Source organism: Streptomyces sp. NPDC101191 (assembly GCF_044767915.1).
In the GTDB taxonomy this organism is placed as follows: Bacteria; Actinomycetota; Actinomycetes; order Streptomycetales; family Streptomycetaceae; genus Streptomyces.
Genome location: NZ_JBIWOU010000002.1, coordinates 694165 through 709089 on the forward strand (window position 1 = coordinate 694165; position 14925 = coordinate 709089).

General features: G+C 72.1%; 13 protein-coding genes and 1 pseudogene. 8 read left to right on the forward strand and 6 right to left on the reverse strand.

Features of this window, described 5'->3' with window-relative positions; translation table 11 throughout:
- Nucleotides 1-6: 6 nt before the first annotated feature.
- The 3 genes from ACIRQF_RS10175 to ACIRQF_RS10185 all read left to right on the forward strand — a co-directional run bounded on the left by ACIRQF_RS10175 (nucleotide 7) and on the right by ACIRQF_RS10185 (nucleotide 4382).
- The gene (locus ACIRQF_RS10175; protein WP_404090599.1) at nucleotides 7-1488 is read left to right on the forward strand and encodes a cytochrome ubiquinol oxidase subunit I; all 1482 of its coding nucleotides are present in this window, start codon (nucleotides 7-9) and stop codon (nucleotides 1486-1488) included.
- A complete protein-coding gene (locus tag ACIRQF_RS10180; protein WP_404090602.1) occupies nucleotides 1485-2543 on the forward strand; it encodes a cytochrome d ubiquinol oxidase subunit II in 1059 nt (352 codons plus the stop codon). The genes ACIRQF_RS10175 and ACIRQF_RS10180 overlap by 4 nt, the downstream gene beginning before the upstream one ends.
- Before the next feature lie 63 nt (nucleotides 2544-2606).
- Nucleotides 2607-4382 (forward strand): cation:proton antiporter, encoded by a 1776-nt coding sequence (locus tag ACIRQF_RS10185; RefSeq protein WP_404090605.1) that lies wholly within the window; start codon nucleotides 2607-2609, stop codon nucleotides 4380-4382.
- A 27-nt stretch (nucleotides 4383-4409) separates the two neighbouring features.
- On the opposite strand, the gene ACIRQF_RS10190 is transcribed toward ACIRQF_RS10185, so the two are convergent.
- Nucleotides 4410-6251, reverse strand: a complete 1842-nt coding sequence (locus ACIRQF_RS10190) for a glycoside hydrolase family 15 protein (RefSeq protein ID WP_404090608.1) — start codon at nucleotides 6249-6251, stop codon at nucleotides 4410-4412.
- 310 nt (nucleotides 6252-6561) lie between these two features.
- Here ACIRQF_RS10190 and ACIRQF_RS10195 point away from each other — a divergent pair, with 310 nt between their 5' ends.
- The gene (locus ACIRQF_RS10195; RefSeq protein WP_382481815.1) at nucleotides 6562-7845 is read left to right on the forward strand and encodes a DUF2254 domain-containing protein; all 1284 of its coding nucleotides are present in this window, start codon (nucleotides 6562-6564) and stop codon (nucleotides 7843-7845) included.
- A gap of 191 nt (nucleotides 7846-8036) precedes the next feature.
- The gene (locus ACIRQF_RS10200) at nucleotides 8037-8501 is read left to right on the forward strand and encodes a DUF5949 family protein (RefSeq protein ID WP_376638738.1); all 465 of its coding nucleotides are present in this window, start codon (nucleotides 8037-8039) and stop codon (nucleotides 8499-8501) included.
- A gap of 183 nt (nucleotides 8502-8684) precedes the next feature.
- Here the strand turns inward: ACIRQF_RS10200 and ACIRQF_RS10205 are convergent, their stop codons facing one another.
- Nucleotides 8685-8834 carry a hypothetical protein gene (locus ACIRQF_RS10205; protein ID WP_382481812.1) on the reverse strand — a complete coding sequence of 50 codons (150 nt, stop codon included), beginning with the start codon at nucleotides 8832-8834 and terminating at the stop codon, nucleotides 8685-8687.
- Between the two features lie 20 nt (nucleotides 8835-8854).
- Nucleotides 8855-9355 carry a MarR family winged helix-turn-helix transcriptional regulator gene (locus ACIRQF_RS10210; protein WP_376638737.1) on the reverse strand — a complete coding sequence of 167 codons (501 nt, stop codon included), beginning with the start codon at nucleotides 9353-9355 and terminating at the stop codon, nucleotides 8855-8857.
- Between the two features lie 52 nt (nucleotides 9356-9407).
- Here ACIRQF_RS10210 and ACIRQF_RS10215 point away from each other — a divergent pair, with 52 nt between their 5' ends.
- Complete coding sequence (locus ACIRQF_RS10215; protein WP_404091765.1) at nucleotides 9408-10352, forward strand: DMT family transporter; 945 nt, start codon at nucleotides 9408-9410, stop codon at nucleotides 10350-10352.
- Between the two features lie 76 nt (nucleotides 10353-10428).
- A pseudogene (locus ACIRQF_RS10220) lies at nucleotides 10429-10952 on the forward strand (AAA family ATPase).
- Between the two features lie 71 nt (nucleotides 10953-11023).
- Here ACIRQF_RS10220 and ACIRQF_RS10225 read toward each other — a convergent pair.
- Complete coding sequence (locus tag ACIRQF_RS10225; protein WP_404090612.1) at nucleotides 11024-12022, reverse strand: hypothetical protein; 999 nt, start codon at nucleotides 12020-12022, stop codon at nucleotides 11024-11026.
- Between the two features lie 292 nt (nucleotides 12023-12314).
- On the opposite strand from ACIRQF_RS10225, the gene ACIRQF_RS10230 reads away from it, so the two are divergent.
- Nucleotides 12315-13103 carry a MarR family transcriptional regulator gene (locus ACIRQF_RS10230; RefSeq protein WP_404090615.1) on the forward strand — a complete coding sequence of 263 codons (789 nt, stop codon included), beginning with the start codon at nucleotides 12315-12317 and terminating at the stop codon, nucleotides 13101-13103.
- A 95-nt stretch (nucleotides 13104-13198) separates the two neighbouring features.
- Here ACIRQF_RS10230 and ACIRQF_RS10235 read toward each other — a convergent pair whose 3' ends face one another.
- Entirely contained in the window at nucleotides 13199-14389 is a 1191-nt protein-coding gene (locus ACIRQF_RS10235; RefSeq protein WP_404090618.1) for an acyl-CoA dehydrogenase family protein, read from the reverse strand.
- Between the two features lie 115 nt (nucleotides 14390-14504).
- The gene (locus tag ACIRQF_RS10240; protein ID WP_404090621.1) at nucleotides 14505-14714 is read right to left on the reverse strand and encodes a hypothetical protein; all 210 of its coding nucleotides are present in this window, start codon (nucleotides 14712-14714) and stop codon (nucleotides 14505-14507) included.
- Between the last annotated feature and the right edge of the window lie 211 nt (nucleotides 14715-14925).

Below are 14925 nucleotides of genomic sequence, written 5' to 3' on the forward strand. Positions count from 1 at the left end.
GTACGCATGCCCACCTCGCTCCATCTGCTGGCGGAGGCCCCGGCCCAACTCCTGCCGGCCCGGGAGCTCATGGCCTTCACCCTGGCCTCCCACATCATCCTGGTGCCCCTGGGCGTGGCCTTTCCCTTCATCACCCTGGTCATGCACTACCGCGGGCTGCGTCGCGACGACGCCACCGCCCTGCTGCTGGCACGGCGCTGGTCGGCCGTCATGGCGGTGCAGTTCGCGCTCGGCATCGTCACCGGCACCGTGCTGTCGCTCGAGTTCGGTCTGCTCTGGCCCGGCATGATGGGCCGGTGGGGCGACGTCTTCGGCATCGGATTCGGTGTCGAGGCCTGGGCCTTCTTCCTGGAGGCCGTGCTCATCGCCGTCTACCTGTACGGATGGCGGCGGCTGAAGCCCCGGACGCACTTCCTGCTCGGACTGCCGCTGCCGTTCGCCGCGCTGCTCGGAGCGTTCGGCATCCTGGCCGCCAACTCCTGGATGAACACGCCGCGGGGCTTCTCGCTCGACTCCGCGGGAAACCCGGTCGACGTGAACGTCTGGAAGGCGATCTTCACGCCGATGTTCGGGCCCCAGTACTGGCACTTCGTCGTGGCGATGGTCCTCACCGCGGGCTTCGTGGTGGCCGGTGTCTACGCCACGGGCTGGCTGCGCGGCCGCCGCGACCGCTACCACCGGCTCGGCTTCGCCGTCCCGTTCACCATCGCCTCGGTCGCCGCACCGGTGCAGTTCGTCCTCGGCGACTCCATCGCCCGGTCGGTGTTCCACAAGCAGCCGGTGAAGTTCGCGGCGATGGAGATCGTGTGGAAGACCGACACCCGGGTCCCGGAGTACCTCTTCGGGCGCCTGCAGGAAGACGGGACCGTCAAGGGGGGCATCAGGATCCCCCTGCTCGACTCGTTCCTGGCCGGGTTCAGTGCGGACACCGAGGTCGTGGGACTGACCTCCGTCCCGGCGGACCAGCGCCCCACGGCCGCTCAGGCGACCATCGCCCACTGGGCCTTCGACATCATGGTCCTGATCGGCTCCGTGCTGGTGCTGCTCGCCCTGTGGTACGGCTTCGTCTGGCTGCGGCACCGCCGGCTGCCCGCCTCCGCGTGGTTCTACCGCTCCGCGGCCTGCGCCGGCGTCGCCTCGGTCGTGGCGGTCGAGTGCGGCTGGATCGCCACCGAGGTGGGGCGCCAGCCCTGGATCGTCTACCAGAACATGCGGGTCGCCGAGGCCGTGACGGCGACCCGCTCCACCAGCCTGTGGATCATGCTGGGGGTGGTCGTGGTGGTGTACGTGCTCCTCTTCGGCTCCTTTCTCGTCCTCCTGCTGAAGATGCGTACGCGTTGGCGGCTCGCCGACGCGCAGCAGGCCGCCGGGGGAACGGGCCTGCCACCGGAACACGACCTCCCGTACGGCCCGCGAGCCCCGGTCTCGCCCGATGACGTGCCGGCCGCCCGGGGCGGAGCCGACCGGTCCGGGGGTGACCGCCCGTGACCGCCGACCTGATCGCCGTGGTGCTGCTCCTGGCCGTGACGGCGTACGCCTGCGCGGGCGGCACCGACTACGGCGCCGGCTTCTGGGACCTGACCGCCGGAGGGACGGAACGCGGCCGGCGCCCCCGATGGCTCGTCGACCACGCCATGGCGCCGGTGTGGGAGGTCAACAACGTCTGGCTGATCTTCGTTCTCGTCCTCATGTGGACCGGCTTCCCGGTCCTGTTCCAGACGGTGTTCTCCGCGATGTGGCTGCCGCTGGCCCTGGCGGCCGTGGGCCTGGTGCTGCGCGGCGCCGGTTTCGCGCTCCGCAAGCCCTCCCGACGGCTCGCCGGCCGACGGCTGTACGGTGCCGTCTTCGCCGTGGCATCGGTCGTCACGCCGTTCTTCCTGGGTGCCGCCGTCGGCGGGATCGCGTCCGAGCGCGTGGCTCCCGGGACCGAGGCCTCGGCGGACGTCTGGACCAGCCCCACCTCGCTGGTGTTCGGCCTCGTCGCCGTGGCGGCCACGGCGTTCCTCGGCGCGGTGTTCCTCACCGGGGACGCCCGCCGGTTCGACGCGCCCGACCTGGTCGGCTACTTCAGACGGCGGGCGCTGGGCAGTCTGGCCGTGCTGACCGCCCTGGCCGTGGTCACCGGGTTCGTCACCCACGAGGACTCCCCCTACGTGTGGCACGGACTGACCCGCGGACTGGGTCTGCTCTTCGTCGTCGTGGCGGGAGCGGCCGCCTTCGCCACGGCGTGGCTGCTGCTGCGGACCCCGGGGACGTGGGTGCGCGTCACGGCGGTCGGGGTGGTCGCGTCCGCCGTCGTCGCCTGGGGCATGGCCCAGCGGCCGTACCTGCTCCCCACCTCACTGACCGTGGCCGGCGCCGCGGGCGCGCCCGCCACCCTGACGTGGCTGGCGATCGTCTCCCTGGTGGCCCTGGTGCTCGTCGCGCCGGCCGTCGTCCTCCTCTACTGGCTCGACACGCACGGCGAGCTGGAGGAACTCACCGACGCGGAGCTGCGCGGGGGAGGCGGCACCCGTGGTGACGGTACGGCACCCGAGAGCTGACCACACGCCCGCGGCCGAGCCTGACACCGCCCTCGTGCCCGGGTCCCGACGGAGGAGGCCGCAGTGACCGACGACGACATCCTCCTCGGACTCGCCCTGACGGTGGTGCTCGCCGTCGGCTCGCAGATCCTGGCGCACAAACTGCGCGTCCCGTCCCTGATCGTCCTGCTTCCCGTGGGCTTCACGGCCGGTGCGATCACGGACATCGTCCACCCGAAGGAACTCTTCGGACCGGACGCCTCGGCCCTCGTGTCGCTGTTCGTCGCGGTGATCCTCTACGACGCCGGGCTCGGACTCGACCTGCGCAGACTCGTCCGCCCCACCCGGGGGATCGTGGGCAGGCTGCTCGTGTTCGGCGTGCTGCTCACCTTCCTCGTGGTCGGGGCGGTGGCGGTCCCGCTGTTCGACGTGCCGCTGAACGTCGCCGCGATGCTCGGCATGATCCTGGTCGTCTCGGGGCCCACGGTGGTGGGGCCGATCCTCGACTTCGTGCGCCCGAGCGACACGGTGCGCCGCATCCTGATCTGGGAAGGGACGCTGACCGACCCGATCGGCGCCATCCTCGGCGCACTCACCTTCCACGCGATCGCCTCGGCACAGCGGGTCGACATCGGTCGCGGATACCAACTGGGCCAGTTCGCCCTCAGCCTCGCCGTCGGGCTGGTGGGCGGAGCCGTGGGAACCGCGGTGCTGTGGTTCGCCCTGCGCACCCTGCGGCTCGGCGAGACCCTGGGAACGCTGGCGCAACTGGCCGTCGTGGTCGGCGTGTCGGCGGGCTGCGACATCGTGCGGGACGACACGGGGCTGATCGCCGCCATCGTGACGGGACTGGCCGTCGCCGGCATCCGGGGTTTCGACATGCCCGTACGCCGGCCCTTCCTGGAGACCCTGGTCCAGCTGATCATCGGGCTGCTGTTCATCTCCATCTCCGCCACCGTCACCCCGGCGTCCCTGGTCCCGGTGATGCTCCCCACGCTCGGCCTGGTCGCCCTCCTCGTCCTGCTGGTCCGGCCGGTCGTGGCCTACGGGGCCACAGCTCGCACGGATCTCTCCCGCGGGGAGCGCGCCTTCGTCGGCTGGATGGACCCCCGAGGCATCGTCGCGGCGGCGACGGCGTCCTCCTTCTCCGCCGGTCTGGTCGACCGGGGGGTGCGCGGGGCGGCGAAGATCCTTCCCATCACCTTCCTGGTGATCGTGGGAACCGTTGTGCTGTACGCGTTGACGGCGGCGCCCGTGGCCAGACGGCTGGGCGTCGTCAAGGCGACGGGCACGCGGGTGCTCCTGGTGGGGGGCGAGCCGTGGGTCGTCGACCTGGGACGGGCCCTGCGGTCCACCGGCCTCGACGTGCTGATGTGGGCGGGGGCCGACGAGCAGCGGGAGCAGATCAGGCGGGCGGGGCTCGTTCTGGCCAAGGGGGATCTGCTGGCCACGGCCATCAATCCCGGCGCCAGTCTGGAGGGGGTGACGGCCGTCTTCCTGGCCACCGACGACGACGACTTCAACGCGCTGGCGTCGATCGTGATGCAGGACAACGTCGAGGGTCCCGTCTACCGGGTGGGCCCGCCGCACGACAGCCACGGTGTGGTGGCCCCGTACACCGGCGGCGACGTCCTCTTCAGTCCCTCCCTGGTCCGGCAGGCCCTCGCGGAGCGGTACGGGCGGGGGGCCCGTTTCGTGGTGCAGCCGGCCCGGCTCCCCGTGCCACCGGAGCACGAGTTGCTCTTCGTGGTGCGGGCCGACGACCGGCTGGATCCCGTCACCGACAGGCAGGAGACCGTGGCCGAGGAGGGTGACACGGTCGTCCTGCTCGGCCCCGCGCCCACGGCCGCCCCCCGCTGACGCGCCCGGGCGCGTCAGCGCGCTCCCCTACTTCCGGGCGTCCCGGAGCATCGAGTCGAGGGTGATGGCCGCGTCGATCAGGGCCAGGTGCGTGAAGGCCTGGGGGAAGTTGCCGAGCTGGCGGCCCGTCAGGTCGATCTCCTCGGAATACAGGCCGAGGTGGTTGGCGTACGTGAGCATCTTCTCCAGCACGAGCCGGGCGGATTCGAGGCGGCCGGCCCGGGCCAGCGCGTCGACGTACATGAACGTGCACAGCGAGAAGGTTCCCTCGGAGCCGCGCAGCCCGTCGGGGGACGCCTCGGGGTTGTAGCGGTAGACGAGGCTGTCGCTCACCAGCTCGCGTTCCATCGCGTCCAGGGTGGTCTGCCACATCGGATCGTCGGGCGTGATGAAGCCGACCGTCGGCATGCGCAGCAGCGCCGAGTCGAGCACGTCTTCGCCGTAGTGCTGCACGAACGCCTGTTTCCGCGGGTCCCAGCCCCGGTCGAGCACCTGCCCGTAGATCTCGTCGCGCGCGTCCACCCAGCGCCCGCCGGCCGCGGGACGCCCGTCGTCGTAGGCGATCCGCAGGGCGCGGTCGAAGGCCACCCAGGACATCACCCGGCCGTAGGTGAAGTCCTTCCGGCCGCCACGGGTCTCCCAGAGCCCCTCGCCGGGCTGGTCCCAGTTGTCCACCAGCCAGTCGAGCAGGGTGTGCAGGGCCTTCCAGCCGCCGTGGTCGAGGTGCATGCCGTGCTCGTGCGCGAAGTAGATGCTGTCGAGTGCCTCCCCGTAGATGTCCAGCTGGAGCTGGTTCGCCGCGCCGTTGCCGATGCGGACCGGAGCGGAGCCGCGGTAGCCCTCCCAGTGGTCCAGGGTCTCCTCGACGAGGTCACTGGAGCCGTCGACCCGGTACATGATGCTCAGCGGCCCGGTGCCGTCGTCCCGACCGGCCTCCTGCTTCACACGGTCGTGCAGCCAGTTGATGAACGCGGACGCCTCCTCGGTGAATCCGAGGCCCAGCAGGGCGTAGACCGAGAAGGAGGCGTCACGGATCCAGGTGAACCGGTAGTCCCAGTTGCGCTCTCCGCCCAGCTGCTCGGGCAGCCCCGCCGTGGGGGCGGCGACCACGGCGCCGGTCGGCGCGTAGGTCATGAGCTTCAGCGTCAGGGCCGACCGCTCGACCGCCTCCCGCCAGCGGCCGGAGTAGGTGGACTGTCCCAGCCAGGAACGCCAGAAGCGGACCGTCTCGTCGAAGAGCTGCTGGAACTCCTCCGGACGGACCTCGTACGGTGGCCCGTCGGGCGCCGACTCGATGACCATGCCGCGCTGTTGCCCCGCCTGCAGGGTCAGGGAGAAGCGCAGGTCGTCGGCGTCGCCCGAGAGGCTCCTCATCAGGCGCTCGTCGTCCGGCTCGCGGACGGGATGGACGGCGAGGTCGAGGCCGTCGGAGGTGAACAGGGCGCCGTGCTCCGTGAGGTGCAGTTCGTGCGGCTTGCGCCCGTAGTCGAAGCGCGGAGCGATCTCCCCCTCGAACGTCATGCTCCCGCGGACGCAGCGGAGCATGCGGACGATACGGTGCCGGTCCGTCGCGGTGGTACCGGTCACCGGCATGAAGTCGACGACCTCCCCGGCCCCGGCCTCCGTCATGAAACGCGTCACCAGGACGGCCGTGTCCGGATGGTAGAGCTGTTTGGTCGTGAACGCTCCCGCGGCCGGCCGCACGGTGAAGTGGCCGCCCTCGCGCCGGTCCAGCAGGGAACCGAAGACGCTGGGCGAGTCGAACCGGGGACAGCAGAACCAGTCGATCGTCGCATCGGTCGTCACCAGGGCGGACGTCTGGAGATCGCCGATCAGACCGTGGTCCTCGATCAGGGGGTAGGCGTCCATCGGGGCCCCTTTCAGCCCGGGCCGGGTCCGCACCGGGCACCCGCACGCCACCGCCGGGGTGGACCGGGCGGCACCCGATCAGCTTAGGCCGACGGGTGCGGCCCGTCCTGGCGAGAGCGGGGCCCGCCGGGCGGCCGGCCGCGCAGCGGCTGCGCGCCGCCGGCCGCCCGGCGGGCTGCGCTGCCGCTGCGCGGCGGCGGCTGTCGCCCTACCGTGAGGCCGAGCGATCCCGTACGAGGAGGCGCCGTGCCTCCGGTCCCGTGGGCCCGGCTCCTCCGTGCGAGGAGTACGTGACAGGAGAAGGCGTGCCATGGGTGTCAAGACGTCCTGGGCGGCCCGCTTCAGGCTGCGGCAAGGCATCAAGGCCAGCCTGTGGTTCGTGCCGACGCTCGGTCTCGTCCTCGGTGTGCTGCTCGCCGAGCTCGCCCTCCTCACCGAGGGCACGAACTGGCCCGGCGGCTGGCACTATTCCGCCACGACGGCGAGCGGTGTGCTCACCGCCATCGTGGGCGCGATGGTGGCGCTGCTCGGTTTCGTCGTCACCATCGGCGTGCTCGTGGTGCAGCAGGCCACGGGCACCCTCTCCCCCCGTTACATGCGCCTCTGGTACCGGGACCGGCTCCAGAAGGCGGTCCTGGCGACCTTCACGGGGACGTTCGCGTTCGCCTTCTCGCTGCTGCGCCGGGTCGAGGCCGGGTCGATCCCGGACCTCGGGGTCACGCTGGCCGGTGCGGCGGTGGCCGTCAGCCTCGTGCTCCTGCTGGTCTATCTCAACCGGTTCACCCACAGTCTGCGGCCGGTGGCCATCGCGGAGCTGGTCACGCGCCTCGGCGAGAACGTCTTCGCCGAGGGCGCCGCGGCGATCCGCGGCGCCGCTCCCCGCGGCGACCGGCCGCTTCCGTCCGACGTCCCGGTGATGCGCGTCCGTACCGAAGGGGGCGGCGCCATCCAGGCCTTCCACGTGTCAGCCCTGGTGGCGGAGGCGGCCCGCCACGACTGCGTCTTCGTCGTGCCCCGGCTGATCGGCGACTCCGTGGTGCCCGGCGCGGTGCTCTTCGAGGTCCACGGGGGCGGGTCCCGGCCCGATCCGGAGCGTGTGCTCGGTCTCGTGGCCCTGGGCGCCGAGCGCACCATCGAACAGGACCCGGCCTTCGCGCTGCGCGTCCTCGTCGACATCGCCATCAGGGCGCTGTCGCCGGCGGTCAACGACCCCACGACCGCCGTGCAGGTGATCAACTACATCGAGCGCTTCCTGTACACGGTCGGCACGACGAGGCTCCCCGGGCGATACGTCCTGGCCGACGGCCAGGGGAAGGCCCGGCTGGTGCTTCCGGGGCGCACCTGGGACAACTACCTCCAGCTCGCCGTCTGCGAGATCCGCGAGTACGGAAGCTCGTCCGTGCAGATCTGCAGGAGGCTTCGCGGCCTGTTCGAAGGCCTGCTCGACACGCTGCCACCGGAACAACATCCTTCGATCCTGCGGGAGATGAGCCTGCTGCAGGATTCGGTGGAGCGTGCCTTCGCCGACCCGGCCCGCCGCGCCCTGGCCCAACAGCCCGACCTCCAGGGCATCGGCGGCCGGCCCGGGGGGTGAGGAGGGCGGGCGGACGGCGGGCGGCACGCGAACGGGGAGCGCGGTCCGCGCGGTCGCCACGGACCGGCTCTACCCGGGCGCGGCGCTTCCCCGGTCCGGCCTACCCGGTCCATCCGAGCGGCCCGGTCCCGCCCCGGGCGCCCGAGCCGCCCGGTCCACCCGCGGGCCGACGCCCCCCTTAGGCTCTGCCCATGAACGACACCACACTCCCCACCAAGCTGGGCAGGATCGTCACCGCCGCCTGGATCGGCAGGCATCCGGCGGACGGGGGCGACTTCCCCATGCTCATGGCTTACTCCCCCGGTGACGGCACCCTGGGAGGCGCGGCGACCGGGGCGGCCATGCGCGACCTGCTGGCCTCATGGGGCATGCGCCCGGGCCGGCTGGTCGAGAACCCGGAGATACACGGCACGCCGCTGGTGGCGGCGGTCGACGGGATCGACGTCCACGTCACCGGTTTCCCGGGGCTGGAGATCGCCCGGCCCACCTCGGCCGAGTGGACGGCCGTCGCCCGGGAGCGGCGCCAGGTCCTGCTCGTGGTGACGGCCCGCGTCTGGCCCGACGGCCCGGAGGCGGGCCCGAAGGAGACCTTCGCCTTCATCGAGGACGACCGCACCCTCGCCGCCGCCACGACGATGCTCCTCCCCCTGACCTGAACGGGCCGCGGCGGGACCTGCCGAGCGCGCGGCCCATGGGTGACGCCGGCAGGGGCCCGCCGGCGACGTCGGGCCGCCTCGCCTGCGGCGTCACCGACGGCGGCGGGGTGAGACCGAAGAGCGCCACGGCGCGGCGGCCCGCCGCGCGGGTGGTCCCGGCCCGCACGGCGGCAGGACCCGCCTTCACATCAGCAGCTGGGCCAGGACTCCGGCGACCGCGGAGGCCAGGGTGACGACCGCGGCGAAAGCGGCGGCGCACCGCGTGACCGCGGCAGGGACGGTGGCTCCGTCCGCCCGGGCCGGTACGCGCCGCCCGCCGGAGCGGCTGGTCACCGGTCGCGCGAAGAATCCGGCTACTCCATGCGGGAGAGCCAGGTGGTCAGAAGTACCTCCAAGGACGCGGACTCGGCGGGGGTCAGCAGATCCAGCAGGTCGCGTTCGTTGCGCATGTGGTCGGTGAAGGCCCGGTCGACCAGTTCGCGTCCCGGTTCGGTGAGCGCGACGATGCGGCCGCGCTGGTCGTCGTGGGAGCGGCGGCGGGTGACGAGTCCGGCTCGCTCCAGGCGGTCGATCCTCTTGGTCATCGCGCCGGTCGTGACCATGGTGTGGGCGGCGAGTTCGCCGGGCGCGCGCTCGTAGGGGGACCCGGCGCGGCGCAGCGCACACAGGACGTCGAACTCACCCTCGCTCAGGCCGTGGTGGGCGTAGACGAGGCAGAGTCGCTCGGTCAGCCGGTCGGCCAAACGGTGCAGCCGTCCGATCACACCTTGCGGGGTGACGTCGACGTCAGGGCGCTCGCGGCGCCAGTCCGCCTGGATGCGGGCCACGCGGTCCATCGGCTCTCCGTGCTCCATGGACCCCATAGTAGCTTCCCAGGAAGTTATATTAGCTTCCATGGAAGCTAATATCCGATGGGTGGCACTCACCGCAGTCGCACCGGTGGCCTGGGGAGCCAACTACTTCGTCACCCGCGAGTTCCTGCCGCCCGACCGCCCTCTCTACGGGGCCGCCCTGCGGGCGCTGCCCGCCGGCCTGCTCCTGCTCGCCCTCCGCAGGCAACGGCCGCGCGGCGCGTGGTGGTGGCGGGCCGCGGTGCTGGGGCTGCTCAACGTGAGCGTGTTCTTCGTGCTCGTGTACGCCGCCTCCCAACTGCTGCCGACGAGCATCGCCTCGACCGTCATGGCGGTGGCCCCGCTGTCGATGATGCTCATGGCGTGGCCCCTGGTGTCCGAACGACCCCGGGCCACCCACGTGACCGGCGCCGCGATCGGACTCGTCGGCGTCTGCCTCATGCTGCTCACCGGAACGCAGGGGGCGGGCGTGCCAGGAGTCCTCGCCGCGACCGCCGCCATGCTGGTGTCGTCCTTCGGGCACATCCTGACCAAACGGTGGAACGCCGACACCGATGTCCTGGTCTCGACCGCCTGGCAGCTCACCGCCGGAGGTCTGCTCCTGCTCCCGGTCGCCGCCGCCGTGGAGGGCGCCCCGCCGGCACCCTCCGCACCGACGCTCCTCGCGTTCGGCTATGTGACCCTGGTCGCCACCGCACTGGCCTTCGCCGCCTGGTTCACGGGGCTGCGGCACCTGCCGGCGGGGACCGTCGGGCTGATCGGACTGCTCAACCCCGTCACCGGCGTCCTGCTCGGCACCGTTGCCGCAGGAGAGACGCTGACCGGTCAGCAGCTGTGCGGACTGGCCCTGGTCCTGACCGGAGTCGTCGCGGGTCGGCCCCGGCCCACGAGCCGTCGCGCCACCGGCCGGACCCCTCCCCCTCCGGCGGCAGACGAGCGCCCGGCGCCGGCACCGGCACCGGCACCGGCACCGGCACCGGCTGAGCACACCGGCCCGTGAGGGCTCCGCGCCGACTGCGCGCCGGCCCTCCGCGCCGCCTGTTCCCGCGGCCCGCGCGACGCTAGCGTCACATCTCATGATCGTATGGCTCAACGGCACCCATGGCGCGGGCAAGACGACGACCAGCACGCTCGTGCAGCAGTCGCTTCCGGATGCGCGTGTGTTCGACGCCGAGAAGGTCGGCGAGACGCTCATGGACATCACGCCGGGGCTGCCCGAGACGGACAACTTCCAGCACTGGCCGCCGTGGCGGCCGCTCGTGGTCAGACCGCGCGCCGCGTGCTCGACTACGCCGGCGGCACCCTGGTGGTGCCCATGACCATCCTGGTCGAGCAGTACTGGCGCGAGATCAGCCAGGGCTTCGCCCACCACGGCATCCCGGTACGGCACTTCGTCCTCCACGCCGACCAGGACACCCTCCGCGCGCGCATCGCGGGCGACACCGTCCTCGGTCCCGACTCCCCGTTCCGCCTCCGCCACCTCGAGCCCTACGCCGAGGCGTCCCGCACGTGGCTGCACGCCGAGGCCGAGGTCGTCGACACCACGCACCTCACCCCCTCCGAGGCCGCCCTGCAGATCGCAGGGGCCGTCAAGGGCTGAGCCCATCGCATACCTCGCCGGAGCCTCCGGCCTCCCAAGTGTGAGCCGGCCGGGCGAGTGAGGAGTCGCGATCAGAAGTCCACGGGCATCCGTCGCGTCGGCGCCTGCGCCACCCGCTCCGCCCGCTTGGCCACCCCGACCGTCCTGACGACGGCCGCGGCCGTGACGACCAGGACGGCGGCGAGGGCTGCCACCGTCGCGGCGTCGGGGTGGGCGAAGGACTGGCCGCGGCCGGCCTGCCAGGTCACGACGGCGACGAGACCGGAGTACCCGAAGGCCGCGGACCCGACGAGGCGGGCCTGCACCTGCTCGCTGCGGAGCCAGGCATGGCGGGCGGCGAGAGCGGCCACGACGGCGGCGAGGACGAGGAGGACCTGGATGCCGTGCAGGGCGAAGAAGTGCGGGACCCGGAAGTCACCGCCGGTGACGCTCCAGTGGGTCAGCGGCATGCCGTTGCCGTCGGGGTCGCCGATTCCGTGGCCCTGGTACAGGGGGACGGCGTGGCCGTTGGCGTCGGTGACCGTGCGCTCGTTGATCTCGGTGACCATCCAGAAGACCGGGATGAGCATGCCCACGACGGCCAGGCCGATACCGGCGCGGACGGCCCGGTCGAGGGCCGGGCCGCCGGTGCGCTGGACCAGGACGGCGATGCCGATGACGAGCTGGGCGATCACGATGACCATCACACCGAAGGTGAGGACCGGGGTGAGGGCCAGGGTGACGGGGTCCGTCCGGTCGGCGTTGAAGTGGCTGACGGTGCCGCGCGCCGCCTGGGCCGTGACCGCGCCGACCTCGGCGACCGTCGTCACCGCGAAGACGGTGCCGAACCAGCGGGCCAGGCGCCTCCCCTTCACGAGCCGGGGCAGCAGCCAGGACAGGGTGGCGGCGTACAGGCCGAAGGCGAGGGCGAACTTCAGCGGCTTGTACCAGACCGACTCCCCCAGGAGCAGCCGGTCGTCGACGGCCAGGCCGACACCGCAGGCGAGGACGAGGGCGGCCATCAGGCCCGAGCAGACCAGCAGGGGCCGGTGCCAGGCGGGGACACGTGCGGGGGCGAGCGTGGACGTCATCGAAGGATCCCATTCCTGCGGCGTAGGACGGCCCCGGCACACGAGCCGCGACCGCAACCATCAACGTTTACGTATCAGCGAACGTAACTTGCGTTCACCATTTCGTCAACGACGAATGAACTCAAACTCGCTGCATAGAAGGGAAGTTGGGCCAGATATTGCAATGACGATGAGGATGAATGCAAGGCACCCCGATCTTCGCTTGCAATGACATGGGGACGAACGCAAGATTGTCCCGAACATCGTCCACCGACCCCGCCGCACCGGGCGGGCCAGGCCGCAGGAGGTGCCCGTGCCGGGAGGCCGGCTGACTTACCAGGACCGTGAGCGGATCGCCGAGGGGCTGGCCGACGGCCTGACCTACACGGAGATCGCCGCCCGGATCGACCGTCCCCTGTCCACCGTGACGCGCGAGGTCGGCCGCAACGGCGGTCCCGACTCCTATCGGGCGGACCGGGCGGAGCAGGCCACCAGGGACCGCGCCCGCCGGCAACGGCCCGTGCACCGGCCGGTCCCGGACGCCGACCCCGGTCGCCTACGGGAGGGCGGGACCGGCCCGGCAGGGGCGGGTGACTCCGGCCCGGTAGCGGCGGGTGATCCGGGCGCCGTAAGGGAGTTGGAGGACGGCTTCACCGCCGTCATGGTCGGCACCGGGCTCCCCCGCATGAGCGCCCGCGTCCTCGCGACGCTCTATCTCACCGACAGCGGCAGCCTCTCCGCCGCCGAGCTCGTCGAGCGCCTGGAGGTCAGCCCCGCCTCGGTGTCCAAGGCCATCGGGCAGCTCGAACAGCAGGAACTCATCCGCCGCGACCGCGATCCCCGGCGGCGGCGTGAACGCTATGTCATCGACGCGGACGCCTGGTTCCGGGGCTGGCTGGCAAGCGCCCGCCAGAACGGCACCCTGGCCGACTTCGCCCAGGCCGGAGCACGCACCCTCGGCCCCGGCTCACCCGCCGGAGCCCGCCTCCATGACATCGGCGACTTCTTCCGGCACGTCGGACAGGCCATGGTCCAGGCGGCCGAGCAATGGCAGCGGGACCGCGCCGGCGCGTCAGGCGCCCGCGACGTCCAGCTCCCCTGACGCCGGTGCGACGTCGGCGAGGCCGCCGTGCCGGGCCGCGGCCCCCGGACGTCGCCCCCTCTTCCGCGCGCCGTGCGACTCCCCGTCCCGCGCGGTCAGCGGCGGACGCGGGGCATGCCCAGACCGATCCAGGAGATGATCTCGCGCTGGATCTCGTTGTTGCCGCCGCCGAAGGTGAAGATGACGGCGGAGCGGTAGCCGCGTTCGAGGTCGCCGTGGAGCACGGCGCCGGCGGAGCCCTCCTTGAGGGCGCCGGCAGAGCCGGTGATCTCCATGAGCCAGGCGTAGGCGTCGCGGCGGGCCTCGGAGCCGTAGACCTTGACGGCGGAGGCGTCCTGCGGGGTGAGCGTGCCGTTCTGGACGGCGTTCACCATCTGCCAGTTGAGGAGTTTCATCGCGTCCAGACGGGCGTGGGTGCGGGCCAGGCTGCGGCGGACCCAGCCGAGGTCGATGACGCGTCGGCCGTCGGCGAGCTTGGTGTCGGCGGCCCAGCGCTGCACGTCGTGGAGGGCGCGGATCGCCATGGTGCCGTGGGCGGCGAGGGTCACGCGCTCGTGGTTGAGCTGATTGGTGATCAGTCGCCAGCCCTTGTTCTCGTCGCCGACCCGCCGGGAGCAGGGCACGCGGACGTTCTCGTAGTAGCTCGCGGTGGTGTCGTGGGAGGCGAGGGTGTTGATGAGCGTGCAGGAGTAGCCCGGGTCCGTCGTCGGTACCAGCAGCATCGTGATGCCCTTGTGCGGCGGGGCGGCCGGGTCGGTGCGGACCGCGAGCCAGACCCAGTCGGCGGTGTCGCCGTTGGTGGTCCAGATCTTCTGTCCGTCCACGACGTAGTGGCCGGTGGTCTCGTCGCCCTCGCGGACGGCGCGGGTCCTCAGGGCGGCCAGGTCCGTACCGGCGTCGGGCTCGCTGTAGCCGATGGCGAAGTCGATCTCGCCGGAGAGGATCTTCGGCAGGAAGTACGCCTTCTGCTCGTCGGTGCCGAACTGCATGATCGTCGGACCGACCGTGTTGAGCGCCATCAGCGGCAGCGGTACGCCGGCCTGGGCGGCCTCGTCGAAGAAGATGAACTGCTCCATGGGCGTGAGCCCGCGCCCCCCGTACTCCTGCGGCCAGCCGACCCCCAGCCAGCCGTCCGCGCCGAGGCGGCGCACGGTCTCGCGGTAGAAGCGTTTCTGGGCGGCGGGGTCGGCGTACCGGGCGTGGACGTCCTCGGGGACGAGCTCGGCGAAGTACGCACGCAGTTCGGCGCGCAGCCGGTGCTGGGCGGGCGTGTACTCGAGATGCATGGCGTCTCCCGTGGCTCGGTGCTCCGCGCGGTGCGGCGCCACGGTAGAACGTGTTCCATAAATGGGGAAGGCCCGTGCGCCGGCCGGTGGCGTACGGGCCCGTTCCACGCGCCCCTCAGGGAAGCAGCTCGTCCATGCAGGCGCGCCCCTTCTCCGCCATGCGTCGTTCGGCCCAGGCAAGGCTCTTCGGGTTCACATCACGGCCCGACGCGAGGACCACGTCCTCGGCCGTGTACTCGCCCTCGGAGCCGGCGTGCAGCAGCCGGTCGGGCGTCGGAATGTCCCCCCGGACCCCCCGGGACGTCTTGTCGCTGTCACCGTTCATGCCGCGGCCTCCTGTTTCTGCAATCTTCTGCAGGCACTCGCCATTCTCGTGGCCTGTTCCCGGTCCCGCATCCGGGCGCCGCCGCAGCCCCGGTCACGGCCTACGCGGCCCCGCCGACTGGTGGTGCACCGGCGCCCCGCCTGCCCCCCTACCCCTCTCCTGCCCTCCCCTGCGTCGAGTCCGGGCCTCCGCCCCGGCCGCTCACCGCACG

What these genes read in the sequence shown, in the direction of transcription:
- ACIRQF_RS10175 (WP_404090599.1), top strand. Translation starts at nt 7, where the DNA reads ATGCCCACCTCGCTCCATCTGCTGGCGGAGGCCCCGGCCCAACTCCTG.
- ACIRQF_RS10190 (WP_404090608.1), bottom strand. Translation starts at nt 6,251, where the DNA reads ATGGACGCCTACCCCCTGATCGAGGACCACGGTCTGATCGGCGATCTC.
- ACIRQF_RS10195 (WP_382481815.1), top strand. Translation starts at nt 6,562, where the DNA reads ATGGGTGTCAAGACGTCCTGGGCGGCCCGCTTCAGGCTGCGGCAAGGC.
- ACIRQF_RS10200 (WP_376638738.1), top strand. Translation starts at nt 8,037, where the DNA reads ATGAACGACACCACACTCCCCACCAAGCTGGGCAGGATCGTCACCGCC.
- ACIRQF_RS10210 (WP_376638737.1), bottom strand. Translation starts at nt 9,355, where the DNA reads ATGGAGCACGGAGAGCCGATGGACCGCGTGGCCCGCATCCAGGCGGAC.
- ACIRQF_RS10225 (WP_404090612.1), bottom strand. Translation starts at nt 12,022, where the DNA reads ATGACGTCCACGCTCGCCCCCGCACGTGTCCCCGCCTGGCACCGGCCC.
- ACIRQF_RS10235 (WP_404090618.1), bottom strand. Translation starts at nt 14,389, where the DNA reads ATGCATCTCGAGTACACGCCCGCCCAGCACCGGCTGCGCGCCGAACTG.
- ACIRQF_RS10240 (WP_404090621.1), bottom strand. Translation starts at nt 14,714, where the DNA reads ATGAACGGTGACAGCGACAAGACGTCCCGGGGGGTCCGGGGGGACATT.